The following is a 24067-nucleotide window of genomic DNA, read 5'->3' on the forward strand; positions in this document are numbered from 1 at the left end:
TCAAAATAAAAAAACAGAAGATCCCTCTGTTTTTTAATCACGTTTACATATATAGTTCATTTTCAAAAACTCAAAACAACTACCATTTGTTTTCTGTATAAACGTTCCAACCACTTCAAATCCCGCCCTTTTATACACTTTTATCGCTCTCTCATTAAATGTCGCTACTGATAGTGTTATATATTTGCATCCGTATTTTTCTTTGCTAAAAGCTAGTCCAGCATTCACGAACTGTAAACCAAATCCATTGCCAGTTATATCAGGTCTCATTCCAAGTCCTATATCAACCGTTCCATCATTCATTTTACAAACAGTAAAAAAACCAATGAGAATGCCATTTTGCTTCACAGAAAATGTATGATCTCCTCTACTCTCACCATGTAAAAATTCAGCTAAATCTTCTTCATCTGCCTCTATATCATAAAAAGAATATTTCCCTTCATAATGCCAGTTATACGCAATTTCCTCCGCTTCTTCTTGCTTCATTACTGTATATGTATAACCCATTCTATCATCCCCTTTAATAAAAAGAGCTGCAATTAAGCAGCTCTTTTTTTACAACTCATAAATCGCTCTATATTTCGCTTCTAAATAATCGGCTAAGTAGTTTGCATTTAAGCCTTCACCTGTTACATCTTCTAAAATTTCAAGCGGCTTTTTCGTTTTACCATATTGGTGAATATGTTCTGTTAACCATTCACGAATCGGTGTTACGTTTCCTTCTTCTAATAATGCATCAAAGTTCGGAATGTCTTTTAACATTCTTTGCTTAAATTGCGCTGCATACATGTAACCAAGCGCATAAGATGGGAAGTATCCAAATGAGCCACCAGCCCAGTGAACATCTTGCAATACACCTTGCGCATCATTTTCCGGACGAATTCCTAAATATGCTTCCATCTTATCATTCCAAGCTGCTGGTAAGTCCTTCACTTGTAATGTACCATCAAATAATTCTTTCTCTAATTCATAACGCACCATAACATGAAGCGGGTATGTAAGCTCATCTGCTTCTATACGAATGAATGACGGCTTCGATTCGTTAATTGCATCATAAAACTCATCGACTGACATATCATCAAATTGACCATCGCTATACTCTTTTAATAAATCATAATTTTTCTTCCAGAATGATTTATTACGGCCGATAAAGTTCTCAAAGAATAATGATTGTGATTCGTGAATACCCATAGATGTACCACTGCAAAGTGGTGTACCTTCAAATTGTTCTGCAATGTTTTGTTCATATACTGCATGACCACATTCATGAATTGTTCCAAATACAGCCATACGGAAATCTTTTTCATCATAGCGTGTCGTAATACGAACATCCCCTCTATTTAATGTAATTTCGAAAGGATGTACTGTTTCATCAAGACGACCTGCTTCAAAGTCATAATTCAATTGCTTTAATAGTTCTAATGTAAAGTTCTTTTGTTTTTCTTTTGAAAACTGTTCCGATAAAGCACTTGTTTTTAATCCTTTTTTAGACTCAGAGATTTCTTTTACAAGCGGCACGATGCGCTCACGAAGTTGACCAAATACGTGATCTAAAACTTCTACTGTAATACCTGGCTCATACATGTCTAATAATGTATTGTATTTATATGTTTCATAACCCCAATATGTAATAAATTTCTTTTTAAATTCAACAATTTTTTCTAAGTACGGGCGGAACATTTCGAAATCAGATTTTTCGCGAGCTTCTTCCCACACACTCTCTGCTTTCGCTTCTAATTTCACATAAGCCTCATATTCAGCTTGTGGAATTTTTTTATTTCTATCATATTCTTTCCGACACTCTTCAACCATTTTCTTTGTCGTTTCAGAAAGTTTATCTTCACGTATTAAAGCTTCAAGTTCTGTTAAATAGTTTCCCATCTCATCTGAAGTCGACATAGCAAACACTTCTGACGAAAGCATACCAATTACTTCTGAACGCTGATCTACACCTTTTTTTGGTGCACCTGTTCTTAAATCCCAAAACATTAAACTTAATGCTTCTCCGTAATTCTGTATCTTCTTCACGTATGTTAAAAATTGTTTTTCTACCTCATATGTAGCAACTGTCATCGTATAAAAGCCTCCTTTTTCTACCTCAAACTTAATTCGACACGGAAACATAAATTCCTTTTATAATAGAAAAAAAGCTTGGCAAACGCCAAGCTTTCTCCTTATAATTCTTTACCTTCTACTGGCAGTACATTTTTCACAGCTGCAACTACTTTCTCATCTTCTGAATCAGATAAGAAGATTGATATAGCACCTTTATCTTCACTTGTACGAATTAAACGCCCAATTCCTTGACGAAGTCGTAAAATCATATATGGTACATCTACATCCCAGAATGGATCATTTACGTGCTTACGTTTCGCTTCAAACACAGGATCGTTTGGAGGGAATGGTAATGACCAAATAATAACGTGTGATAATGATGAACCAGGAATATCTAAACCTTCCCATAAATGAACCGCACAAAGTACAGTCTCTTCTTCATTTTGGAAACGAGAAACGAGCTGGCTAATTTCCTGATCTCCTTCATATAAGAACGGAACCGACATTTGCTCCTTACTTACATACTCTTTGAACGCTGCAAGCTCTTGCGTTGTACGGAATAATACAAGCGTACGTCCATTTGTTTTTTGTATATTTTCAAGTGTATATTGACACTTTCTTTCCCATTCATTTTCTTTCGTATGCGATAGTAAGTTTACTGCCATTTGCTCTTCGTAATCAAACGGTGAAGCAACTGAGAATGATAAGTAATCTTTTACCCCTAGGCTATTAGCTGTAAACGCGAATGAATCATTGTTCGATAATGTCGCAGAAGAGAAAATATACGGTATTTTCTTCGAGAACACTTTCTCTTGTAATACTTCTTCAACTGCACGCGGCATAATCACTAATGTGAAGGCACCATCACCTTCTTCACCCCAAGTAATTACATTTTTCTCGTGCATGAACAAACGAAGTGAATGTTCTAATACATCTAAATGCTCATCAACAATATTTAAATCATACGTGTTTACTGTATGCATTTCACTTTCGAATACTAATGCATCTCCAACTTCACCGATTTTTGCATAAAGTCGTTTCGCTTCAGCTGTTACTTTTTCTGTCACAGTAATTTCTAAACGATCAGAACCAGCAATTTCTTTTTTGTTTTCTTGTAACACATCAAAGAATCGCTCTGTTTGCCAAATTGTTTCTTCTACTAAATGTGCAAACTCCTCACGAATATCGTTTTGTAGCAATCTCGTTAAAAGTTGCTCCATCATCGTTTGCTTTAAACGGTATGTTAAAGCTTTTTGAGCTGCATATTCTACAAGATGTCCTTCATCGAATACAACGCAGCTACTTTCTGGTAATAATGGAATTTGTCCTTCACGCTTACGAGCATCGTACGTCCAAATATGATCCATATAGAAATCTTGAGAACAAATAATTAAATCTGCTGCTTTACGATAATGTTCACGAGAAAGAGTTTGTCCACAACGATGACGAGAATCACAAGTAAAGCAATCTTGGAAGTAATCCCAATTTACTTTTGACCATTCTTCGTCATTTAAAAGTGGAAATTCTTTTCTGTCACCATAGTGAGTAAAGTTTTGCATCGTACCATGATCGAATACAAACTGTGGTAACTCATAATATACGTCTTCAATTACTTCTGGAGCTCGTCCACTCATAACATCTTCAAGTTTACGTAAGCATAAATAATTATCCATTGATTTTGCAAGCCTTACATCAACAGATAGCCCTAATGCTTCAGATAACTTAGCGATGTCCCCTTCTTCTTTCACAAGCTGCTCAATTAACGTTTCATCTGCACAAGCAATAATAGCTGGTTTCCCAGTATAACGCGCGTAACAAATTGCATATAGAAGATATACAATTGTTTTCCCTGTTCCTACACCAGCTTCTGCGAACATAACTTTCTTTTCTTGGAAAGCGCGTTCTAACTGAAACGCCATAAAAATTTGTTCATCACGCTCTTCAAAGCCTTTTTCCGGAAGGATGTCGTAAAACACATCTCCAATCCACTCATTCAACTTATCATAAAAATTATCTTGTTTTCCTACTTCAAATGGTAATCTCTTCTCAGTAAACATCCTTAGCCTCCAACCAAAAAGTTTTTCTATAAAAAAATAATAGCAACTGCTACGCATATGTATGCATTTGCTTTCCCCTGTTGCAATACATAGAAATTCACGAAAAAAAATTTTCCTTTCGAAAAAGGAAAATTTTCTTCTATATTAATGACTTTAAATACCGTTTATCAATCGCTGTTTCATGTGAAAGAGCTGACAAATATTCTTCTTGTGCTTTTTGTATTTCATCTACAATCGCACCTTGACTATCCACTTCTTTTCCGAGCTCATCATACGTACGGTGAATAGCTTTTTGAATCATTGATAATTGGAAATTATCCATATCACTTCCTCCTTTACGCATTACATAATAGCCAGTATATGCGCGCTGGAGGAGTTTTATACTATGAATTACGCGGTGGACGTTTTCCGAAGTATTGGTAGTAATCTGTACGGATAAATCCGTTAAATAGTTTACGCTTCTTCGACGCATCTTTTCCGTAACACTTCTCAAATGCTTCGTAGCTTGTTAATACATACGCTGACCATGTATCTAACGGGCGGAATACTTGTCCCATTTCTTTATACAGTTGTTCAACGAGTGCTTTTTCACTTAAACGTTCTCCGTATGGAGGATTCGTTACAACGTAGCCATAATCCTCTTTTGTTGTGAAATCTTTTACTTGCATTTGTTTAAATGTAATTAAATCGCTTAAGCCTACTTCTTCTGCGTTATCTTGAGCAACTCGAATCATACGATGATCAATATCTGATCCAATGATTTGTAAGCGTTGATCATAGTTCGCTAAATCTTCAGCTTCTTGACGAGCTTCACGCCAGTTTTGTTTACCTACCCAGCCCCACTCGTCAGATGCGAAACCACGGTTAAATCCTGGTGCAATGTTTTGTCCAATTAATGCTGCTTCAATCGGAATTGTACCTGATCCACAGAATGGATCAACAAATGGACGATCTGGCTTCCAGTTTGTTAATTTAATTAAAGACGCAGCTAATGTTTCTTTTAACGGAGCTTCCCCTTGATCCATACGGTATCCACGTTTATGAAGTCCAACACCACTCGCATCAATTGTTAATGTTGCAATATCCTTGAGCATTGCAATCTCGATACGGAATAACGGACCATCTTCTTCAAACCAAGTTGTACGTTTATATGTTGTTTTTAATTTTTCAACGACAGCTTTTTTAACGATACGTTGGCAATCCGAAACACTGAATAATTCAGATTTTAAAGATTTACCGATAACAGGGAATTCGCCATTCTCTGGAATATAATCTCCCCAGTTTAATGCTTTCGTTTTTTCAAATAGCTCATCAAATGTTGTTGCTTTAAATTCGCCAACTTTAATTTTTACACGGTCCGCAGTACGCAACCATAAATTCGTACGACAAATCGCCTTTTCATCTGCTTCAAATGTTACTTTGCTGTTTTCTACTTGACATTCATAACCAAGATCGCGAACTTCTCGGGCAACTAACGCTTCAATACCCATTGCCGCTGTTGCAATTAAAGTAACTTTTCCCATTTGCATTCACCTCTTATGTATATTCAAACAATAATTAATAGCAATTGGTCCTATTAATCATTACATTTTACGAAAAATTTTCTCATTAACCATTTTAACTCATACTTTACAACTTCATACAAATAAAAAGCCCTCCTCTAACAAAGGAGAGCTGAGTTATTTCATAGTTGGTTCATAACGTTCTGTAAGCCATGTTCTGTTCCTTTGTACTACAAACGGCCCACGCCTCGTACTCCGGTGGCAATCATCTATCTACAGGTTATAAAACCTGTCCTTTCCCGTCGTTCATTTCCTTGGAAAAGATTCCCCTACCATTATTTGGGTTTCTCGCTCGTGGGGTTTACCTCGTTCCACTCCTATCATTTCTTCAAGGACTTCGTCACTGTGGCACTTTAAAGGTAGTCAAACCATATCCGAAAGGACTTAGGTTTTTTCCCTGCCGTTAAACCAGCCTTACAGCCAGAATACCCTAGCTTATGAATTGGCTAGGCACGAACACTACAGCCATCTCAGGCCGTGCGAGCATGGACTTTCCTCTACAACGTTGGCGTTGCAGCGATTACCCAAACGTTATGACATCCATTAGTATAGTGGAAACAAAAAGATTTTGCAACGTTTTTTTCTATGTAAAACGCTTAAACCTTTTCCCACCTTACATCATTCGTATAACTTACTTCCAAATACAGCTTTTTCTAAGTTAGATAAGCGTTTTAAAATATCCGTATTCGTGTTGTTATAAACCGGTTGTGCAACTGGTGTTTGTACAGGTTGTTGTGGAACTTGCGTTACTGCTAGTTTTTGTTCCTCTAATTCACGCTTTAAACGAGCATTTTGTTGCTTTAATTGCTCAAACTCTTTGTGGAAAGCTTCATAGTCTTTAATGATCATATCAAGAAACTTGTCTACTTCTTCTTGCTGATAACCTCTCATACCTGTTTTAAATTCTTTTTCTAAAATATCTTTCGCTGTTAATTTAATTTTATCCGAAATCATTTTCTTCACCTCAAATTTTTACCAAAACTTTCATTAACTAAATTTTTTCAGAAACAATGCTTTTTGTCAATCATATATACGAGTACTATATTACATATTACTCTGCATTATTCCACTGTTCCTCTTCTATTATATCTTGTAAATCAGAAAAAAGAATGAAATAACTGTGATAATTTTCTATTTCCCCTTTTTTCTTTGCTGCTTCTACAATATATTTGGGACTTCCTGGTTTTTCTTCATCATATACCGCTAAAAGCGCATCACTTTTTTCAATAAAAAATTGATTTTTTAATTTAAATTGTTCTGGGCTTTCATACTTCCTTTTCGTGATACTATCAACATAGTCTGCTTGAGAAAGAATAAATTCGTAATATTCACGATTATCTTCTTTCCAATTTTCTTCTTGTTCTAAAAACGGAGTGAATACCGCTAATTTTAAATCTGGATATTCTACTTGAATTTCAAAAACAACTTCAGCAGCCCATAATTCTACACCTAACTGGCCGCTTATTATAACCCACTCTAAACCATCTTCTACAAAAGTGGTTAATTTACGGTATAATGCCTTTTTTATACACTCCACCCCTGGATGATCATTTTTAAATATTCCAAGTTCAAATGGCTTATATCCTGTTACTGCAATAACTTTCATATCAACACTCCAATTACAAAAAAAGAACTAGCATTTCGCTAGTTCTAACATATCATTTACTTTTTAAACATTCCACCAACGTTTGGTCCAATATTTGGACCGAATGGTGATACGTTTGGTCCAATATTCGGTCCGAATGGTGATACGTTTGGTCCAAACGGAGATACATTTGGTCCTGGACCAAATGGAGATACGTGATGTCCATGATGTCCATGATGTCCATGATGTCCATGACCACACGGTCCACATCCACCGCCGAATCCTGGGTCGATTGGGTCCACAACATTTACATTTGAATTTGTTTGTGGGAAGAAGTTTTGGTTTTTAATTTGTTGATGATGTACATGTGTTGTATGTGTTGGGAAAATGTGTGGCACCACCGTTGTTGAAAAAGAGTGTGTTACGCATTGTTTCGTCGGATGAACGACAGGAGCAGTTGTACAAATAGGTCCTACAGGCTTATGCCCTCCAAAACAAGGATGACAATGATGCATAGTTTTTTCTCTCCTCTCTCGTTAAAAAAATCTGATTACACTTTACAGTATGAGAAAAGAGAGAAAGCCGATTGTTATATATACCCATTTATTACAAGGAAATTTGTCTAGTCCTTTATTTCATATACAATACTTTCATAGACAACCCTTCAACATTACTTACCAAAGAAGCCTCCAACTTGTTTTACAATACCTGTCACCTGATTCATCGCATTCATCATCTGGCCAGCTGTGTTCATCATTTTATTTACATCATAGTTACCATCTGATGTTTTAAATTGAGAAACAAAACTAGAAAACTGACTTGGCTGTTGTTGCTTTTGTTTACTCTGTGTCGGATACGGTTGTTTTGGTGGATAAAACATCCCTTGTTGATTAGCATAGGGCGCTTGTGGTGGCATATAATATTGTGAATTCATATAAGGCTGCTGCTGTTGTTGATTCATGTATGGTTGCTGAGCTTGTGATTGTTGAGCTTGATTCACATAAGGTTGCTGCTGTTGTGGTTGTTGAGCCTGATTTACATAAGGTTGCTGCTGTTGTTGAGCTTGATTCATAAATGACACTTCAAACGGTTGATAATAATTTTGATTTCCATAATAAGGCTCGAAAGGATACATATTATACCGTAAATATGTATCCGTATTATATTGGTACATATTTTGCTGTGCATATGGATACGTTTGCTGATATACGTTAGATTGTTGAAACATGCATTCTCTCCTCCTTTACATAAGTTTCTACATATATAATATGTACCTATAAAATAATATGTGTGATGGAGTATCTGTCTATTTTTGTCGGAAGTTTAAATTTTTAAAAAATTAAAAAAGAAAACCCTTCCATGCTATGATAATTAAGAAGAAGATTCTCATGGGGGAGGAATCAACATGGTATTAGGGGATTTAAAACAAGCGTTTTCTCAAAAAAAGGGGTATTGCACAGAGAATGCAAATGAATTATTAGACTTTGCGAGACATTGGTATCTCGAAGGAAAAATATGCATATCAGATTATCGAACATTAATAAAAGAATTAGAAATAAACGGCGCAACAAAACCTACAACAATGACAGAAGCATAAAAATAACAAGAGGGTTCTCCCTCTTGTTATTTACATTGCTCAACTATATTTTGCAAAGTATACGAAACGGCTTGGTGTGTTTCAAAGAATCGTTTACCTTTACCTTTATTTACAAAGCATTGTAACACATTCGTTTGTAAATTATCGTATACTTGATCAATTTGCTGTACATGTATATACTTTGGCTTTTCTTCTTTAATCCACGTATAAGCTAATTCTTTCCACTTCTCTAATTCCTCATCTACCATATCTACAAACGGTTTCATATCCTTATAAAAGTCGTATTCGGTTAGTTCTCTTTTTTTTACATTCGCTTCATTATTATACTGCATGAGTTTTTCTGAAGACTGTATTAATGATTCATTCTTCATTTCTTTCCCACCTTATTATGCACTCACTACGACGTTTTGAAATGTCTTTACCCAATTCCCTTTTTCTTCGTGATGCACTAATTTATTTTCCATATGTTCAATATGCATTTCTGTTATTTCTATCTTATTGCATATTTTTTCACTCGCATCCTTTAATGCATGATTCATTCTAATCCCTATATTCATTTCCAGCAAATCGAGAGAACTTAACATTTGATCCATTTTTTTCATTACATCTTCCTTCTGAACCATCGCCATATACAAAACGCCTCCTTCTTTGCTTTTCCTTTGTCATGTAATTTCGCCGAATGATTCACCACTCCTGCCCACATGACAAAACTAGTTGTTATTCGTCAAAGAAATCATTTCGTATGTCATTTATAGAAATGGTAACAATACAAAAAGGAGGTGTATTACAATGGCAAAGAACAAAAATGAAAAAAAGAAAAACCAAAACAAACAACAAAATAAACCTGAGACTGGCAATCCAAAGCTAGATGGTCCAAACTTCCCTGCTACATAAAGCGAGACTTTATTACGAACAGGTAGATTTCAAATCATCCTTAATCTCCTACTAGCATTACGTTTTGAAATTAAAGTTGTAGCACGCATAGCAGGATTGTTTCAAATTAAGAAGTCCCGTCTTCAAAATGGAAGACGGGACTTCTTTTTTATTATATCATGAACTCATCCATCCTTTTAGCAAAACGATTTACGATAGATAGCCTATAGATTTGTTCTCTCTTTCTTCTATACCATTCTGTTATATTAACTTCCTCTTTAGGTTCTTCAAGTACAAATAGCACATTCATTTTCATATTTGCACAAAACCAATCTCTCATTTTTATTTCTTCATGTAAAATAACAGGATAAATATCTCTAAGTGTTGGCGTATAAGACTTTCGAGTTTCCTGTGCGTAAACTTCATAATCTTCTCTAGACCCAGTATGTGTAGTTTGCAATGCAAACTTATAAAACGAACCGTTATAAATTGGATGAAACAATAACCATGCTAATTTTTTTCCTAGTTCTATACGCTGTTGTAACGTTTCAAATTGATAAACCGAAAATCCATACATCCTCCCTTCAATTGTTGGGAAGATAACTGCACTAATATGAAATCTTTCTTGTACTTTAAAAAGTGCAGTATGGAATACATGTTTTTTAAAAAATGTGTTCTCAATGACTGGTTTTTGAATTTTATTTTGTTCATTTATAATAAGCGCTGTCATAAGCCTATTCATATCTCTTCTTTCCCAGAAAAGTAACCATTCTTTTTCCATAAAAATTGATACGCTGAAATATTGCAACAAATGAAAGAGAGGTGCCCGTCTCTTCTTACTTTCCTCATACAATAATAGCTGAGGAAATGCATCTAAGAAAATAATCCAATTAGCTTGTTCGTACAGAAGAAATAAATGTTTTTTTACCGTTTCAGGTAATACAGTGGCATAATATCTCCCTTCTAAATCAGTCATATTCCATCCCGCATTTCTCGAAACCATACTCGCTAAAAAGGCCCACCTGATTTCACTATTTCTTAAATAATATTCGTGATAAGATTGTGTCCGAGAAATATTGTCCACATTAGCTATTTCTGTTTTCTTTTTAATATTGCGAATGATCGCTTTTTCTTTCTCTGTACAAAAATTTTTTTCTCGATTTTGTTTAATTTTCATATAATCATTCCATGTAAACATAAATAAGTCATCATACCTTTCATCAAAAAGGTCACATCTTTTTTCATTTTTTGATATAATCACCTTTGTAAGTAATTCTTAGCAAGTTGGGAGTGGACACACTATGACCATTCGTTACCCAAATGGAAAAAGGTATAATCAAGCTTCACAACCTCAAAAAACACCTATAAAAACACATACTTATAGTAATAGAGGTATGTCCCTTGAAGAGGAATTGAATGAAACAAATCAATATTACTTAACCCATAATATTGCATGTGTACATAAAAAGCCTACACCTCTTCAAATTGTAAAAGTAGATTACCCCGCTCGAAGTGCTGCAGTGGTAAAAGAAGCGTATTTTAAACAACCTTCTACGACAGATTACAACGGTGTATACAAAGGGAAATACATCGATTTTGAAGCAAAGGAAACAAAAAATAAAACTAGTTTCCCACTTCAAAACTTCCACCTTCATCAAATAGAACATATGAAGCAAGTGGTTGCTCATAATGGAATTGCATTTGTCATTATTAAATTTACACTTTTTGATGAATTTTATTTATTAGATGCAAAACATATTATTGCATTTTGGAATCGTCAAAATACAGGTGGACGCAAGTCGATTACGAAAGAAGAAATAGAAGAGCATGGATCCTTATTATCATGCGGTTATCACCCTCGGATTGACTATATCCGTGTACTAGACACGGTTTATTTTTCGTGATAGAGTCATCACTAAGGCTCTTTTTTCGACTTTTGGGGGAGAGAATGAAAGGTAGGAGAAAGTATAATGTCAGATAATTATCGTTCTCGTACAGAACGAAATCATGTAAAAAATCAAGAGAAAAAAACAAATAAAGAAGAAAAACCAAAGAAAAAAGGCTCCTTTTTCAAGAAATTCCTTATAGGTTGTCTACTTCTTGGTATCGTTGGTCTTGTAGCCGGCGTTTCCGCTTTCTTTGTTATGGTAAAGGACGCTCCAAAATTAGATAAATCCAAACTTGTTAATCCTTTATCAACAAAGTTTCTTGATAAAAACGGAAATTTCTTCTATGAATACGGTGCTGAAAAACGAACGCATGTTACTTATGATCAAATTCCAAAAGTAGTTGAAAATGCATTCCTTGCAACTGAGGATTCGCGTTTCTATGATCATAATGGAATTGACTTTAAACGAACTACAAAAGCAGTTATGGAAAATGTCACTGGTGGTTTCGGTTCCCAAGGTGGTAGTACGATTACACAGCAAGTCGTTAAGAACTATTTTCTAACGATGGATAAAACCGCTAAGAGAAAAGTACAAGAATGGTACTTATCTTATAAATTAGAGCAACAATACTCTAAACATGAGATTTTAGAAATGTACTTAAATAAGATTAATTTAGGTAACCGTTCATATGGTATTGCGACAGCAGCGCAAAAATATTATGGTAAAGATTTAAAAGACTTGCAATTACATGAAGCTGCTATGCTCGCTGGTTTACCCCAAGGTCCAAACATTTATGATCCAACAAAAAAGGAAAATGTTGAACGAGCAACAAATCGTCGTAATGTCGTATTGTCATTAATGAATCGACATGGTTATATAACAAAAGAAGAAATGAATAACGCAGTTAAGATCCCAGTAACAGAGGGTCTTCAACCGTCTTCAGAAATAACTGAGATGAAGTATCAAGCATTTTTAGATGCAGTTGTAAAAGAAGTTGAAAAAGAATATCCTGATGTAAATATCGGTTCAGATGGTTTAACGATTCATACAACACTTGATCAAGATGCTCAAGATTATGCTGAAAAAATTATGGATGGCAATCTTATTAAGTATCCAAACGATCAATTCCAAGGATCATTCGTATTTATGGATACACAATCTGGAGAAGTTCGAGCAATTGGTGCTGGACGTAAAGAAAATAAGTCCACTTTCAAAGGTCATAATATGGCAACTGATTTAAAACGCCAAGTTGGTTCAACAATGAAACCAATTTTCGACTACGGTCCAGCGATTGAGAATCTTCAGTGGTCTACTTATCATCAATTAAATGACTCTGAATATACTTATTCTGATGGCACAAAGATTAAAAATGCTACAGGGAGTTTTAAAGGTGACGTTTCACTTCGTGAAGCATTGAAGAAGTCATTAAACATCCCGGCTTTAAAGACAGCTCAAACAGTTGGGCTTAATAAATCAAAAGAGTTTGCTGAAGGTTTAGGCATGACATTTGAAAATGGAGTACATGAATCTACTGCAATTGGTAGTAACGATAGTTCTCCATTAGCAGTAGCAGGTGCATATGCAACCTTTGGTAATAGTGGTAACTATAATAAACCACACTTCGTAAAAGAAGTAACCTTCCCGGACGGGAAAAAGAAAAGCTTTAAACCGAAAGAACAACGCGCTATGCAAGACTATACAGCTTACATGGTAACTGACGTTCTTCGTGACGTAGTAAAACCTGGTTCTGGTGGTACAGGACCAACAGCATATGTTTCAGGTGTTGACGTAGCGGGTAAAACTGGAACGCAAAACTTTGATGCAAAAGATTTAAAGAAATACGGCATTCCAGCTGATGCAAACAGGGATAGCTGGTTCGCTGGATATACACCACAATATACGATGGCTGTATGGACGGGTTACGTAAAGAACGGTCCAGAAAACTACATTAGTGATCGTTATACTAAAATTGCACAGCAAATGTTCCAAGTAATGATGAGCAAATTCGCTACAGATAAATCACGCTTTGAACGTCCTTCTTCTGTTCAAGAAATAAACGGAGAGTTATACGTAAAAGGTGCGAAAAAAGATGCAATTAAAGAAATTAAAGTAGATGCCCCTAGTGGTCTGAATGTCACTTTCGATGGCGCTAGCACAGTTACACTAAACTGGTCTGGACCAGCAGAAGTTGATGCATATGCAGCCAGCTATAAAGCAACTGATGGTTCAAGTGGTAGCCTATCAATAAGTGGTACGACAGCTACTCTTGGTGGTATTAAACCAGGTGTTACTTACAGCTTCTCTGTAGTAGCGAAAAAAGGCACTGGAACAAGCCCAGCAGTTGGTGCATCCTTCACTGCGCCTGGCGGAACTCCAGATGCGAAAAAAGCTGAAGAAGAGGCTAAGAAAAAGGCCGATGAAGAAGCTAAGAAAAAAGCTGATGAGGAAGCCCAGAAAAAGGCTAATGAAGATAAAGTAAAACAAGACGAAGCTAAGAAAAAAGCTGAAGAAGAGGCTAAGAAACAACAAGAACAGCAACAAGAACAACAACGTAAACAGCAAGAAGAAGCTCAAAAGAAAGCTGATGAGGAAGCTAGAAGAAAAGCTGAAGAAGAAGCTAAGAAAAAAGCTGAAGAAGAAGCTAAGAAGAAAGCTGAAGAAGAGGCCAAGAAAAAAGCTGAAGAAGAAGCTAAGAAACAACAAGAACAGCAACATCAAAATACCGGAGGAGATACACCTCACGCAGACGGTACTGTTATTACAACAGAGTCCTAATAAACAAAAAAGAAGTCCGTTTCTCTTAACGAGAAGCGGACTTCTTTTTTGTTATCATTTTCTTTACATATAGCTTTTCTATTTCGATATACAACTGCGCTAATTGAATATAAGAATGATAATTACTCGGTTTCTTTATTATGAATGAATATCTTTCCATAAAATTAACAGGTTGCACTTTTAATTTATTCGTATTTATTTGCATTTCATTCAAACTATGAACAGGTTGCTCATTTAGCCAATAGACAACCGATAACAAGTGAGCTGCAAAAAGAATCATTGGCCCCTCAGCCTCTTGCTTATTTCTATTTCGAAACAGTATAGCAATGTCTTCATGCTTATTTTTCCATACATTCAACATCGCTGGAATACTGTTTTCAATTTCCTTCCATGGCTCATACTGTCTTTCAATATCAAATATAAAGTAAGTATTTTGTATTATTTCTTCAAAAGAATCGTCTGTATGATACTCAATTGAATTTACGCTTTCTTTAAAAAATGGTAAGCAGTGAAATTCTTTCGGTATTTCTATAACTCGCTCCATCCCTTATTTCACCTTCATTCGCTTCTTTCCTTCACGACATACTTCTAACAGTCTGCACTCCTCACATTGCGGTCGTTGTGCTTTACAATGATAACGTCCAAAGAAAATCATACGATGATGCGTAACCCCCCACTCATCCATCGGTACTTTCTTCATTAACGTTTTTTCTACTTCTAACACAGAATCTTTCCATCTACAAATCGCTAATCGTTTACTCACTCGCTCCACATGTGTATCGACAGCAATTGCAGGAATCCCAAACGCTACGGAAACTACAACATTCGCTGTTTTCCTTCCTACACCGGGTAATTTCGTAAGTTCATCTCGATCGCTCGGTACCTCCCCATTATAGTCATCTAATAACATTCGGCATAATTTTTGAATGTTTTTTGCTTTATTTCTATACAATCCGATAGAGCGTATATCTTGTTGTAATTCTTCTAGAGAAACACTTAAATAATCTTCTGGTGTTTTATATTTTTGAAATAAATTTCTTGTCACTTTATTTACAAGTACATCTGTACATTGTGCAGATAACGCCACCGCGATTACAAGTTCAAATGGATTATCATGAACCAATTCACAATGCGCTTCTGGATACATATCCGCCATTGTGTCTAAACAATAACGGATTTGCGTTTTGTTAAGCATATTTCTCCTCCTATATTACTGCTCCAACCAATTATAAAAAGGCACTTTTCCAGTAAATTTCGTCTCTTGTTTTGTCATTTGTTGTGCTCTTTGTTGATTCGCTCTAAATTTTTGACCTTGATTTTGAGCCTGATCTACCGTTTTAATTCCATTCTTTTTCCACTCAAATAAAATACGATCAATATATCGGAAATTTAGTTTCCCACTCATTACAGCTTCTCTAAGAGCTGCCTGAATTAAATTTGGATGATGTTGATCTTGGTCCTCCCACATTCCTAACGTTTCACATTCGAACGGCGAAAGTGGTCTTCCAAATTCTTTTTCAAATACTGTATATAAATTTACTTGCAGCTGTTTTTTTTCTTTTTGCTCTTCCTCTATTGATTCATCCATTAAGAAATGTAATATTTTTTCCCATAACGGTTGTAAAGAATAACTTTCGCACATCATTGCTTCTGATCTTTGTCCACCTTCTAGTGATAAAAAACCTTTTTGAATCAACGCTTGAATTACTTCCATACATTTCATTTCCGTTATCGTCATCCGTTCAGAAATCTCTGAAGGAGTCGGAAACGAATTACCTGATTCTAAAAATGTGTGTACATGAAGTACAACCATAAATTCCGTCTCATTTAAACCTAATTTTTTATAATGCATCATAAGCAATTTTGGAATTGCAATGCTTCCCTGCTCAAACCACTGTAGCATCATTTTCTTTTTCATCACCAAACACCTCGCTCTCTAGTATAACACACCTTTAGCTATTTCTTTTTGCCACAATTCGTCAAAAAAACCTCCCCATCAATAGGGAGGTTTTTTATATTACATGAATGAAATATAAAATTAAGCTTGCACTTTACTTTTCATAAATGTATGGATGCGTTCTAATGCTTTCTCTACTTGTTCAAGAGATGTCGCATATGATAAACGAACATTATTTGGAGCACCAAATCCTGTACCTGGTACAAGAGCCACTTTTTCCTCTTCTAATAGAGCCTTTGCCCAATCATCAACTGTTGCATATCCTGATAAAGCTACAGCTTCTTTTACGTTAGGGAATAAGTAAAATGCACCTTGCGGTTTAATACAAGTAAAGCCAGGGATTTGAATTAATTTATCATAAATGATGTTTAATCTCTCTTCAAAGGCTTGACGCATTGTTTCCACAGGTTCTTGTGAGCCTGCATATGCCGCAATTGCGCCGTATTGAGCGATTGAAGTAGGGTTTGACGTACTATGACTCGCTAAGTTCGTCATCGCTTTAATAAGCTGCTTATTTCCTGCTGCATATCCAATACGCCATCCTGTCATAGAATGAGATTTAGATACACCATTAATAATAAGTGTTTGTTCTTTTAATGCATTAGAAAGCTGGGCAATTGATGTATATTCTACGCCACCATAAATTAATTTTTCATAAATTTCATCAGAAACGATTAAAATATCATGTTCTAAACATACTTCTCCAAGCTGTTGTAATTCTTCTTTGCTATAAATCATTCCTGTTGGATTGCTCGGTGAATTAATAATAACTGCTTTCGTTTTCTCTGTAATTGCCTCACGCAGCTGCTTTGCTGTAATTTTGTACTCATTGTCTTCTAAACCTTCTACATAAACCGGCTTACCGCCAGCAAGCTTTACTTGCTCTGGATAGCTTACCCAGTAAGGAGTTGGAATGATAACTTCATCTCCCTCATCAAGTAATACTTGGAATAATGTATATAATGCATGCTTTGCGCCATTACATACAATAATTTCAGATGGATCATACGCAATACCTTGATCGCGAGTAAATTTCTTCACAATTTCTTGTTTTAACGATTGTAATCCACCTGTTGGTGTATACTTCGTATGCCCTTCTAACATCGCTTTATGTGCAGCATCCATAATATGCTCTGGTGTATTAAAGTCAGGTTCCCCTGCCCCTAATCCAATTACATCATGACCCTCTGCTTTTAATGCTTGTGCCTTTGCTGTAATTTCTAAAGTTGAAGACGGTGTTAAAGCAGCTACTCGCTTTGCTAATTTCATTTGTAGTTCCCCCTACATCTATTTTTCAATGCTATATCGTCTTAAAAATTTTCCATCTTTAAATTCAAGATAGTAATAACTATAACGATTGTCATCATCAATATATGTAACTTCCCATAGTGGTACATCATTTTCAAAGCCTAATTTCACTTTCATAATCTCTTTCGGCTTACTTTTTGATTCCTTACTTTCATTGCCGACTTGTTCTAATGTTCTTTGTATAGCCTCTTTTTCAGAAATACCTTCGCTCTTTTTCCTTACTACAGTATCCCCTTTTTTCTCCGGCACCCAAACGATAAGTTGTTCTCCCTTTTCATCTGTACCTTGCACGACTATATATGCAGATTTTCCGTTGTAATAATCAACAGATTTCACCTTTGTAAGCTTTGCTTTTTCTTTAGCAATTTCTACAAATTTCGACTCTTTTGGAATTTTCTTCCCCATTGCTTTATTATAAACATACGCCCCATATATTCCGCTAGCAACGATAACAATAATGATTGCAAAGATCCACTTTTTCATTGTATCACTACGTTCTGTAAATCGTAAATACAGCTGTTTCTTTATCTTTTTCGTCTAATGCTAGTCCGAACATGAGGTCCTGCTCTTTTAACGTACGATTCAAACTATCAACAATTTTATACAAATCAGACGAATATTTAATACGCGTCGTTGATAGTACTTCGATTTTCTTCTCCATGAAAAAACTCCTCCGTTACACAAAAATTTCTAATTATAGAAGAACGCAATGCGGTTACAATAAGAGTACATTCTTTACAACCCCTGCTTCATCACCCATCTATTATAGCAGGACATGTACAGCAAAAAAAGGTTTCAAGTCGAAAACCAACACATTTTGTATACAAGAAGTAAGAAAAATAAAATTCCTCCTACCCACATTTTTTACGCCTGAAGTTTATAAGTATTTCAGGCGTATTTTTCTTCCATTTTTATTCATTTGATGGTTCTTCTAATTGTACTAATAATTCTTCTAATGGTCCTTCATAAAGAGGTACGTTAGGGATCGATTGTAGAAATCGTTTTCCATAGGAAGAACTCGTCAAACGACGATCTAACACTACTACCGTTCCTGTATCTGTATTCGTTCGAATTAAGCGGCCGAATCCTTGTTTGAAACGTAATATTGCTTGTGGCAGCGCTAATTTAGCGAATACATCCTCACCTTGATTTTTTAGCCACTCACCTTTCGCTTCCATCATCGGCTGATGAGGCGGCGTAAATGGTAGACGGACAATAACAAGACAACTTAAGGCATCTCCTGGAATATCTATCCCTTCCCAGAAACTGCTCGTCCCTAATAAAATTGATTTGTCGAACTCTTGAAACTTTCGAATTAAACGGCTTCGACTTCTATTATTCACACTTTGTGTGAGTAATAAATAACCCTCTAATTCATCATTATTTTTTAAATTCGCATACGCTTCTTTTAACATTTCATACGAAGTGAATAAAACAAGCATTCTGCCCTTTGTGGCTTTCGCTATCTTTGCAATATGTTCCGATACAGATTCAATATATCGCTCATTACTTACTTGCTTAATAAAAGGTACATCCGTTGAAACCATTAATTTCATTTGTTCATCATAACGAAATGGCGATGGAACCTTTAAAGTATTTGGAGCGAAATCATGTAAACCAAGTTCCTCTTTTATATAATCAAACGTATCGTTAACTGTTAGTGTTGCGGATGTAAAAATAACACTCTTTTTTTCTGTTAAAAATTCATCAGCAAATCTTTCACCAATATGAACAGGCTGTGCATATAGAACTGTTGAATGAATCGTCCCTTTCGTTTCAGTCTCCATCCAAGTTACATACGAATTCTTTTCTAATACGAGTAACTGTAATGATTCTGCCATCTTTCTCAGCAACTCAATTAAATGCATAAATTCACCTGTTACAACATGCATCTCCCATTCTAACTTACTTTGCAATATATCCACTTGCTTCTCAAGAGCAGTTACTACCCTTCTTAATTCATATATAAAACGATTTGTTAATTCAACGATACTATCCCACAACTTACCTTTTTCTAGTTCTGCGTTATACCTATAGATGAGCGGCATATTATTCGTTCCTTGTTCTTGCTTTGTTTGTTTAAATATAAAAGTACGTAACATTTGGAAGAGTTCATCCGCATCAAACTTAAGTTCCTTCAAACTATAACTTATCATACGGAAAGTTGAACGAGATGCTTGCTCTGATTTTTTCATCATTTTATATACTTTGGAGAGTACATCTTCTGTTTCTAGCGTCCCAAGACGAGATATAACCAATTGAAAATACATACAAGAGAACTGTTCACCCAATGTTCTACTCGCAGCTTCTTCAATATGGTGAGCTTCATCAAAAATAATATGTTCGCATGAAGCAAACAGCGGTTCTTCACTTGAAAAATCTTGAAATAATAACGCATGATTTGTGATAACGATATCTGCAAATAAAGCTTTATTCTTCGCTCGCTGGTAAAAACAACGACTAAACCAATTACTTTGCATACCGCCTGGACTATACGCATCACTACAAATACGATTCCAAAGTAACTTTCCGCCCTCAGGAATATTTAATTCGTCTTGATCACCCGTTTCAGTTTGCAATAGCCAAACTAAAATCTTCGCCTTCGTAAGTGCCATATCATAATTTTTTTCTTCCTCTTGTAAAGCATACTCAAATTTGTGTAAGCAAAGATAATGCTTTCTTCCTTTAAGAAGAGCTACCTCAAATGAAAATGGCATTATTTTTTGTAATAACGGTATTTCTTTTTCTAATATTTGTTGTTGGAGTTGTACCGTTTGTGTACTTATAATGACAGGTTCTTCTTTTCTCTTTGCAAAATAAAGACTAGGAAGCAAATATGCAAGAGTCTTTCCTGTTCCTGTACCGGCTTCAATTAGTGAAAAACGAGAGTCTCTTAACGCCGTATATATCTCTTTCATCATCAGTTGTTGACTTTCTCTTCTTTCAAACTTTGGCATATGTGATTCCAATTTATCCATCGTTTTATTCAAGAAAGCATCAAACTTTGATGAACACGTTTCTCCAAGGTTTAAGGAATAGTTCCGCTTTTTCAGCGCAATATTTCGATGTATTTCATACTCCGCTATATCTTCTTTACCATTCATTACTTTCTTTAAAATATTTTCAGAAAGCACATCAGCTATATCACTTTGGAACACATCGCTTAATTCATAAAGTGATTGCAACGTGACAAGTGGTAACTTTTCAATTTCATTTAAAAATTGTAAAAATAATTCCGCTGTTGCAAGAGCATCACTATCCGCACGATGTGGTTGATCATGTTCTAGTTCATGCTTCTTAGCTAAATCACGTAATTTATAACTATCAGCTGTCGGCAAAAGAATTTGAGCCAATTCAACCGTGTCGATTTTAGGACAATGTATTTCTGTATATCCAGCCTGTCTTAATTCTTCATTTAAAAAATTCCAATCAAAGTGAACATTATGCGCAACGAAAGCCGCACCTTGTAATAGCTCAACAATCATCGGGGCTACATCTTGAAATAACGGGGCTTGTTTTACAAGACTTTCATCAATCCCTGTTAATTCTGTAATAAATGGTGGGATCTCTCTCTTTGGGTTAACAAAAGACGAAAAAATCTCCAATATCTCTCCATCTTCTACTACAACAGCTGCAATTTGGGTAATTTTATCCTTCCCATCTTTCCAGGAGTTCCCTGTCGTCTCTAAATCAACAACGACATAACGCTTACTCATATATGTAACACCTCAATTTCTTACCTTTCAAACAACAATAATTTATATAATGTTACTATACCACGTTTTATCTCATCTTAATGAAAAGATGCACAAAAAAGCTATCTCCGCAATGGAGATAGCCTTTCTACTTATAATATCGTACCCGCTTTTTCAGCACCTAACATTTCAATAATTTGATTATTATCGTCTAGTACTGCAATTTTGGGTTCTTGTTTATGAACCTCTTCTTCCGTAACTAGCCCATAACAAATAATAATTACTTTGTCCCCTGGTTGTACAAGCCTTGCCGCAGCACCGTTTAAACAAACAACACCACTACCGCGTTCCCCTTTAATAACGTATGTCTCTAAACGAGCACCATTATTATTATTTACAATTTGGACTTTTTCGTTTTCTACAATATTTACTGCATCCATTAAATCTTCATCAATTGTAATACTACCTACATAATTTAAATTTGCCTCCGTTACAGTTGCACGATGTAACTTTGCTCTCATCATTGTGCGAAACATAGGTGCTCCCCCTTATTTAACCGTTAATGTTATATTGTCAATTAATCTTACATTTTCAAACTTAACTGCAATAGCTAAAATGATTCGTCCTTCGACTTTCTCTACCATTGTTAATGACGGATATGCATATAAATCCGCATAATCTACAGTGCCTTTCGTATGCGTCTCAATATACTCTTTCACAAGATTTGTAATGATTTCCGGATTACGTTCACCTACCTCAATTCTTTCTTTCGCTATACATAGGCTGCGGTATAAATGAAGAGCCTCTTCACGTTCATCTTGTGATAGGTACACGTTACGAGAACTTTTCGCTAATCCATCTTCTTCCCTTACAATATCAACTGGTACGATTGTAACCGGAATATTGAAATCAGTTACAAATCCTTCAATTACTGCAACTTGTTGAGCATCTTTCATACCGAAATAAGCACGCGTTGGCAGCGTAATATTAAATAGTTTCATTAGTACAGTTGCAACACCAGCAAAATGACCAGGTCTTTGTTGACCACATAATACGTCCGTGCGCTTCACAACTTCTACTGTTGTTGTTTGTTCTGCTGGATACATTTCTTCTACACTCGGATAAAACAAATAATCTACACCGTTTTCTTTTGCTACATTTTCATCTCTATTAATATCACGAGGATATCGATCTAAATCTTCATTTGGGCCAAATTGCAGCGGATTTACAAATACACTTAAAACTACAATTTCATTTTCTTCTCTTGCCTTACGTAATAAGGTAGCATGCCCTTCATGTAAATAACCCATCGTTGGAACAAAACCAATACTCTTTCCACTTGCACGAAGTTCGTTTGTAATTTGCTGCATCTCTTGCACTGTAGTTACGATTTTCATTATTGTTTTCCTCCGTATAACGCTAAGCATTCTTCCTCTTTCATTGTGAACGAATGTTTTTCTTCAGGAAATTGCCTTGTCTTTACTTCAGTAACATATTGTGAAATCCCACGCACAATCTCCTCTTGAACAGATGTATATTGCTTCACAAATTTCGGCACACGATTCACGCCGTATGAGATAAGATCATGATAAACAAGCACTTGCCCATCTACTTTTTGTCCTGCACCAATCCCAATTGTCGGTATTGTTAGTTGCTCTGAAATAAGTTCTGCTAACTGCATTGGTACACATTCTAACACAAGCGCTATTGCACCAGCTTCTTCACATTTCTTTGCATCTTCTATTAATTTCTTTGCACTCTCCGCATCTTTTCCTTGCACTTTATATCCACCCAACACTCCTACAGATTGAGGGGTTAAACCTAAATGCGCTACAACAGGAATTCCTGCGTTCGTCAAATATTGAATCGTTGATATAACTTCTCCAGCACCTTCTACCTTCAGTGCATGCGCCCCGCTCTCTTGAACGATGCGGCGTGCATTCACCATCGTTTCTTGTAATGATACGTGATACGACATAAATGGCATATCAGTTACAATAAACGTCTCTTTCGCTCCACGGCGTACAGCTTTCGTATGATGAATCATATCCTCTACTGTTACAGGTACTGTTGAATCGTATCCGAGTACAACCATTCCAAGAGAATCTCCAACTAAAATCATATCAACTTCAGCTTCTTCTGCTAATTTAGCAGATGGATAATCATACGCCGTTAGCATTGTAATCGGCTCACCTTGCTCTTTCATCTTCAAAAAATCTGTTTTTGTTTTCAAAAACTACTCCTCCTTTATGCAGGAGAGAGGAGATGGCCGCAATCATATAAAAAACCCCTCTGGCCATAAAAGGGCAGAAGGGTTGTGTGTTAGTCGGCATTATTCATCCCTCTGTCCCAGTCCGTTATTGGATCAAGGCAGAATCCAAGTTATTATTTTTCGTATTACTTCGAATCATGGTGCAGTTCGCTCTGATACTGCCCACATTCGAACTAATTATAGCAAACTACAAAAGGGAATTACTACATTTTTTTGAAAAAATAATTTTTTATTCTGATTACGGTATATGAAATTTAACAAGAGAGTATATATGCTAGAAAGTGAAACTTTAATCAGCCCGCTCCCCACCTAACTTCTTTGCTTCCGCTGAATTTTGAGGTGGAGGTCTTATTGCCCAGTAAATAGCGGGATAAAGTTTTTATAGATAATTCAATCCTGAAAAGATACATGTTTTTTCAACGCATGTTAAAAAATTCCAAGT

Annotated in this window: 26 protein-coding genes and 1 other RNA gene; 4 read left to right on the forward strand and 23 right to left on the reverse strand. The window is 35.7% G+C overall.

What is annotated here, in order from left to right; genetic code table 11:
- Nucleotides 1-33: 33 nt before the first annotated feature.
- From ACO6VI_RS04705 to ACO6VI_RS04750, 10 genes are all read right to left on the reverse strand, one after another.
- Nucleotides 34-507, reverse strand: coding sequence for a GNAT family N-acetyltransferase (locus ACO6VI_RS04705; protein WP_053564873.1), 474 nt, complete (start codon nt 505-507; stop codon nt 34-36).
- Between the two features lie 48 nt (nt 508-555).
- A complete protein-coding gene (ypwA, locus tag ACO6VI_RS04710) occupies nt 556-2073 on the reverse strand; it encodes a carboxypeptidase (RefSeq protein WP_023521517.1) in 1518 nt (505 codons plus the stop codon).
- A gap of 101 nt (nt 2074-2174) precedes the next feature.
- On the reverse strand, nt 2175-4112 hold the full coding sequence (locus tag ACO6VI_RS04715) for an ATP-dependent DNA helicase (protein WP_000493700.1): 1938 nt from the start codon (nt 4110-4112) through the stop codon (nt 2175-2177).
- 139 nt (nt 4113-4251) lie between these two features.
- Nucleotides 4252-4434 carry a DUF3921 domain-containing protein gene (locus ACO6VI_RS04720; protein ID WP_000368570.1) on the reverse strand — a complete coding sequence of 61 codons (183 nt, stop codon included), beginning with the start codon at nt 4432-4434 and terminating at the stop codon, nt 4252-4254.
- A 61-nt stretch (nt 4435-4495) separates the two neighbouring features.
- The gene (locus ACO6VI_RS04725) at nt 4496-5635 is read right to left on the reverse strand and encodes a THUMP domain-containing class I SAM-dependent RNA methyltransferase (protein ID WP_000521227.1); all 1140 of its coding nucleotides are present in this window, start codon (nt 5633-5635) and stop codon (nt 4496-4498) included.
- 180 nt (nt 5636-5815) lie between these two features.
- Nucleotides 5816-6206, reverse strand: an RNA gene (gene rnpB / locus ACO6VI_RS04730) — RNase P RNA component class B.
- Between the two features lie 86 nt (nt 6207-6292).
- Nucleotides 6293-6628, reverse strand: coding sequence for a cell division regulator GpsB (gene gpsB / locus ACO6VI_RS04735; protein WP_000622431.1), 336 nt, complete (start codon nt 6626-6628; stop codon nt 6293-6295).
- A gap of 97 nt (nt 6629-6725) precedes the next feature.
- Nucleotides 6726-7280: a DUF1273 domain-containing protein gene (locus ACO6VI_RS04740; RefSeq protein ID WP_161520010.1), complete on the reverse strand. Its 555-nt coding sequence runs from the start codon at nt 7278-7280 to the stop codon at nt 6726-6728.
- 56 nt (nt 7281-7336) lie between these two features.
- Complete coding sequence (locus tag ACO6VI_RS04745; protein WP_422423005.1) at nt 7337-7774, reverse strand: CotD family spore coat protein; 438 nt, start codon at nt 7772-7774, stop codon at nt 7337-7339.
- A 155-nt stretch (nt 7775-7929) separates the two neighbouring features.
- A complete protein-coding gene (locus tag ACO6VI_RS04750; protein ID WP_000487718.1) occupies nt 7930-8487 on the reverse strand; it encodes a YppG family protein in 558 nt (185 codons plus the stop codon).
- Nucleotides 8488-8664: 177 nt separating this feature from the next.
- Between ACO6VI_RS04750 and ACO6VI_RS04755 the strand changes: the two genes are divergently transcribed.
- Nucleotides 8665-8856, forward strand: a complete 192-nt coding sequence (locus tag ACO6VI_RS04755; RefSeq protein WP_000242652.1) for a YppF family protein — start codon at nt 8665-8667, stop codon at nt 8854-8856.
- Nucleotides 8857-8882: 26 nt separating this feature from the next.
- Here the strand turns inward: ACO6VI_RS04755 and ACO6VI_RS04760 are convergent, their stop codons facing one another.
- Nucleotides 8883-9227, reverse strand: a complete 345-nt coding sequence (locus ACO6VI_RS04760; protein WP_000787408.1) for a YppE family protein — start codon at nt 9225-9227, stop codon at nt 8883-8885.
- Between the two features lie 15 nt (nt 9228-9242).
- Nucleotides 9243-9485, reverse strand: coding sequence for a hypothetical protein (locus ACO6VI_RS04765; protein WP_001252036.1), 243 nt, complete (start codon nt 9483-9485; stop codon nt 9243-9245).
- Between the two features lie 85 nt (nt 9486-9570).
- On the opposite strand from ACO6VI_RS04765, the gene ACO6VI_RS04770 reads away from it, so the two are divergent.
- Entirely contained in the window at nt 9571-9750 is a 180-nt protein-coding gene (locus ACO6VI_RS04770; protein WP_001987054.1) for a hypothetical protein, read from the forward strand.
- Between the two features lie 151 nt (nt 9751-9901).
- Here ACO6VI_RS04770 and ACO6VI_RS04775 read toward each other — a convergent pair whose 3' ends face one another.
- Nucleotides 9902-10927, reverse strand: a complete 1026-nt coding sequence (locus tag ACO6VI_RS04775) for a DUF2515 domain-containing protein (RefSeq protein ID WP_000495657.1) — start codon at nt 10925-10927, stop codon at nt 9902-9904.
- Nucleotides 10928-11030: 103 nt separating this feature from the next.
- Here ACO6VI_RS04775 and recU point away from each other — a divergent pair, with 103 nt between their 5' ends.
- A complete protein-coding gene (gene recU, locus ACO6VI_RS04780; RefSeq protein ID WP_000155599.1) occupies nt 11031-11633 on the forward strand; it encodes a Holliday junction resolvase RecU in 603 nt (200 codons plus the stop codon).
- Nucleotides 11634-11699: 66 nt separating this feature from the next.
- The gene (locus ACO6VI_RS04785; RefSeq protein WP_098818416.1) at nt 11700-14393 is read left to right on the forward strand and encodes a PBP1A family penicillin-binding protein; all 2694 of its coding nucleotides are present in this window, start codon (nt 11700-11702) and stop codon (nt 14391-14393) included.
- A gap of 25 nt (nt 14394-14418) precedes the next feature.
- On the opposite strand, the gene ACO6VI_RS04790 is transcribed toward ACO6VI_RS04785, so the two are convergent.
- From ACO6VI_RS04790 to panB, 10 genes are all read right to left on the reverse strand, one after another.
- Nucleotides 14419-14937, reverse strand: a complete 519-nt coding sequence (locus ACO6VI_RS04790) for a YpoC family protein (RefSeq protein WP_000442658.1) — start codon at nt 14935-14937, stop codon at nt 14419-14421.
- A gap of 3 nt (nt 14938-14940) precedes the next feature.
- Complete coding sequence (nth, locus tag ACO6VI_RS04795; protein ID WP_000933035.1) at nt 14941-15588, reverse strand: endonuclease III; 648 nt, start codon at nt 15586-15588, stop codon at nt 14941-14943.
- A gap of 15 nt (nt 15589-15603) precedes the next feature.
- Nucleotides 15604-16311: a DNA replication protein DnaD gene (dnaD, locus tag ACO6VI_RS04800; protein WP_000728542.1), complete on the reverse strand. Its 708-nt coding sequence runs from the start codon at nt 16309-16311 to the stop codon at nt 15604-15606.
- A 120-nt stretch (nt 16312-16431) separates the two neighbouring features.
- Nucleotides 16432-17619, reverse strand: a complete 1188-nt coding sequence (aspB, locus tag ACO6VI_RS04805) for an aspartate transaminase AspB (RefSeq protein WP_000761571.1) — start codon at nt 17617-17619, stop codon at nt 16432-16434.
- 18 nt (nt 17620-17637) lie between these two features.
- Nucleotides 17638-18141, reverse strand: a complete 504-nt coding sequence (locus tag ACO6VI_RS04810) for a DUF5590 domain-containing protein (RefSeq protein ID WP_000758740.1) — start codon at nt 18139-18141, stop codon at nt 17638-17640.
- Nucleotides 18142-18148: 7 nt separating this feature from the next.
- The gene (locus ACO6VI_RS04815; protein ID WP_000412179.1) at nt 18149-18319 is read right to left on the reverse strand and encodes a YpmA family protein; all 171 of its coding nucleotides are present in this window, start codon (nt 18317-18319) and stop codon (nt 18149-18151) included.
- Nucleotides 18320-18569: 250 nt separating this feature from the next.
- Nucleotides 18570-21374: an ATP-dependent DNA helicase DinG gene (gene dinG / locus ACO6VI_RS04820; RefSeq protein WP_000044967.1), complete on the reverse strand. Its 2805-nt coding sequence runs from the start codon at nt 21372-21374 to the stop codon at nt 18570-18572.
- 131 nt (nt 21375-21505) lie between these two features.
- Nucleotides 21506-21889, reverse strand: coding sequence for an aspartate 1-decarboxylase (gene panD, locus ACO6VI_RS04825; RefSeq protein WP_000490186.1), 384 nt, complete (start codon nt 21887-21889; stop codon nt 21506-21508).
- Nucleotides 21890-21901: 12 nt separating this feature from the next.
- Complete coding sequence (gene panC, locus ACO6VI_RS04830; RefSeq protein ID WP_053564883.1) at nt 21902-22750, reverse strand: pantoate--beta-alanine ligase; 849 nt, start codon at nt 22748-22750, stop codon at nt 21902-21904.
- Nucleotides 22750-23586, reverse strand: a complete 837-nt coding sequence (gene panB, locus ACO6VI_RS04835; protein WP_000851108.1) for a 3-methyl-2-oxobutanoate hydroxymethyltransferase — start codon at nt 23584-23586, stop codon at nt 22750-22752. The genes panC and panB overlap by 1 nt, the downstream gene beginning before the upstream one ends.
- Nucleotides 23587-24067 lie beyond the last annotated feature (481 nt).

Origin of the sequence: Bacillus sp. PSXD-155, from assembly GCF_049310765.1 — a bacterium.
Classification (GTDB): domain Bacteria; phylum Bacillota; class Bacilli; order Bacillales; family Bacillaceae_G; genus Bacillus_A; species Bacillus_A cereus.

Bases quoted from the DNA above. Each gene is read 5' to 3' on its own strand.
- ACO6VI_RS04790 (WP_000442658.1), bottom strand. From the start codon at position 14,937: ATGGAGCGAGTTATAGAAATACCGAAAGAATTTCACTGCTTACCATTT.
- ACO6VI_RS04755 (WP_000242652.1), top strand. From the start codon at position 8,665: ATGGTATTAGGGGATTTAAAACAAGCGTTTTCTCAAAAAAAGGGGTAT.
- ACO6VI_RS04715 (WP_000493700.1), bottom strand. From the start codon at position 4,112: ATGTTTACTGAGAAGAGATTACCATTTGAAGTAGGAAAACAAGATAAT.
- ACO6VI_RS04810 (WP_000758740.1), bottom strand. From the start codon at position 18,141: ATGAAAAAGTGGATCTTTGCAATCATTATTGTTATCGTTGCTAGCGGA.
- gpsB (WP_000622431.1), bottom strand. From the start codon at position 6,628: ATGATTTCGGATAAAATTAAATTAACAGCGAAAGATATTTTAGAAAAA.
- dinG (WP_000044967.1), bottom strand. From the start codon at position 21,374: ATGAGTAAGCGTTATGTCGTTGTTGATTTAGAGACGACAGGGAACTCC.
- ACO6VI_RS04705 (WP_053564873.1), bottom strand. From the start codon at position 507: ATGGGTTATACATATACAGTAATGAAGCAAGAAGAAGCGGAGGAAATT.
- ACO6VI_RS04775 (WP_000495657.1), bottom strand. From the start codon at position 10,927: ATGTTTACATGGAATGATTATATGAAAATTAAACAAAATCGAGAAAAA.
- nth (WP_000933035.1), bottom strand. From the start codon at position 15,588: ATGCTTAACAAAACGCAAATCCGTTATTGTTTAGACACAATGGCGGAT.
- dnaD (WP_000728542.1), bottom strand. From the start codon at position 16,311: ATGAAAAAGAAAATGATGCTACAGTGGTTTGAGCAGGGAAGCATTGCA.
- panD (WP_000490186.1), bottom strand. From the start codon at position 21,889: ATGTTTCGCACAATGATGAGAGCAAAGTTACATCGTGCAACTGTAACG.
- ACO6VI_RS04785 (WP_098818416.1), top strand. From the start codon at position 11,700: ATGTCAGATAATTATCGTTCTCGTACAGAACGAAATCATGTAAAAAAT.
- ACO6VI_RS04720 (WP_000368570.1), bottom strand. From the start codon at position 4,434: ATGGATAATTTCCAATTATCAATGATTCAAAAAGCTATTCACCGTACG.
- aspB (WP_000761571.1), bottom strand. From the start codon at position 17,619: ATGAAATTAGCAAAGCGAGTAGCTGCTTTAACACCGTCTTCAACTTTA.
- recU (WP_000155599.1), top strand. From the start codon at position 11,031: ATGACCATTCGTTACCCAAATGGAAAAAGGTATAATCAAGCTTCACAA.
- ACO6VI_RS04760 (WP_000787408.1), bottom strand. From the start codon at position 9,227: ATGAAGAATGAATCATTAATACAGTCTTCAGAAAAACTCATGCAGTAT.
- ACO6VI_RS04765 (WP_001252036.1), bottom strand. From the start codon at position 9,485: ATGGCGATGGTTCAGAAGGAAGATGTAATGAAAAAAATGGATCAAATG.
- panC (WP_053564883.1), bottom strand. From the start codon at position 22,750: ATGAAAATCGTAACTACAGTGCAAGAGATGCAGCAAATTACAAACGAA.
- ACO6VI_RS04815 (WP_000412179.1), bottom strand. From the start codon at position 18,319: ATGGAGAAGAAAATCGAAGTACTATCAACGACGCGTATTAAATATTCG.
- ACO6VI_RS04740 (WP_161520010.1), bottom strand. From the start codon at position 7,280: ATGAAAGTTATTGCAGTAACAGGATATAAGCCATTTGAACTTGGAATA.
- ypwA (WP_023521517.1), bottom strand. From the start codon at position 2,073: ATGACAGTTGCTACATATGAGGTAGAAAAACAATTTTTAACATACGTG.
- ACO6VI_RS04750 (WP_000487718.1), bottom strand. From the start codon at position 8,487: ATGTTTCAACAATCTAACGTATATCAGCAAACGTATCCATATGCACAG.
- ACO6VI_RS04745 (WP_422423005.1), bottom strand. From the start codon at position 7,774: ATGCATCATTGTCATCCTTGTTTTGGAGGGCATAAGCCTGTAGGACCT.
- ACO6VI_RS04725 (WP_000521227.1), bottom strand. From the start codon at position 5,635: ATGGGAAAAGTTACTTTAATTGCAACAGCGGCAATGGGTATTGAAGCG.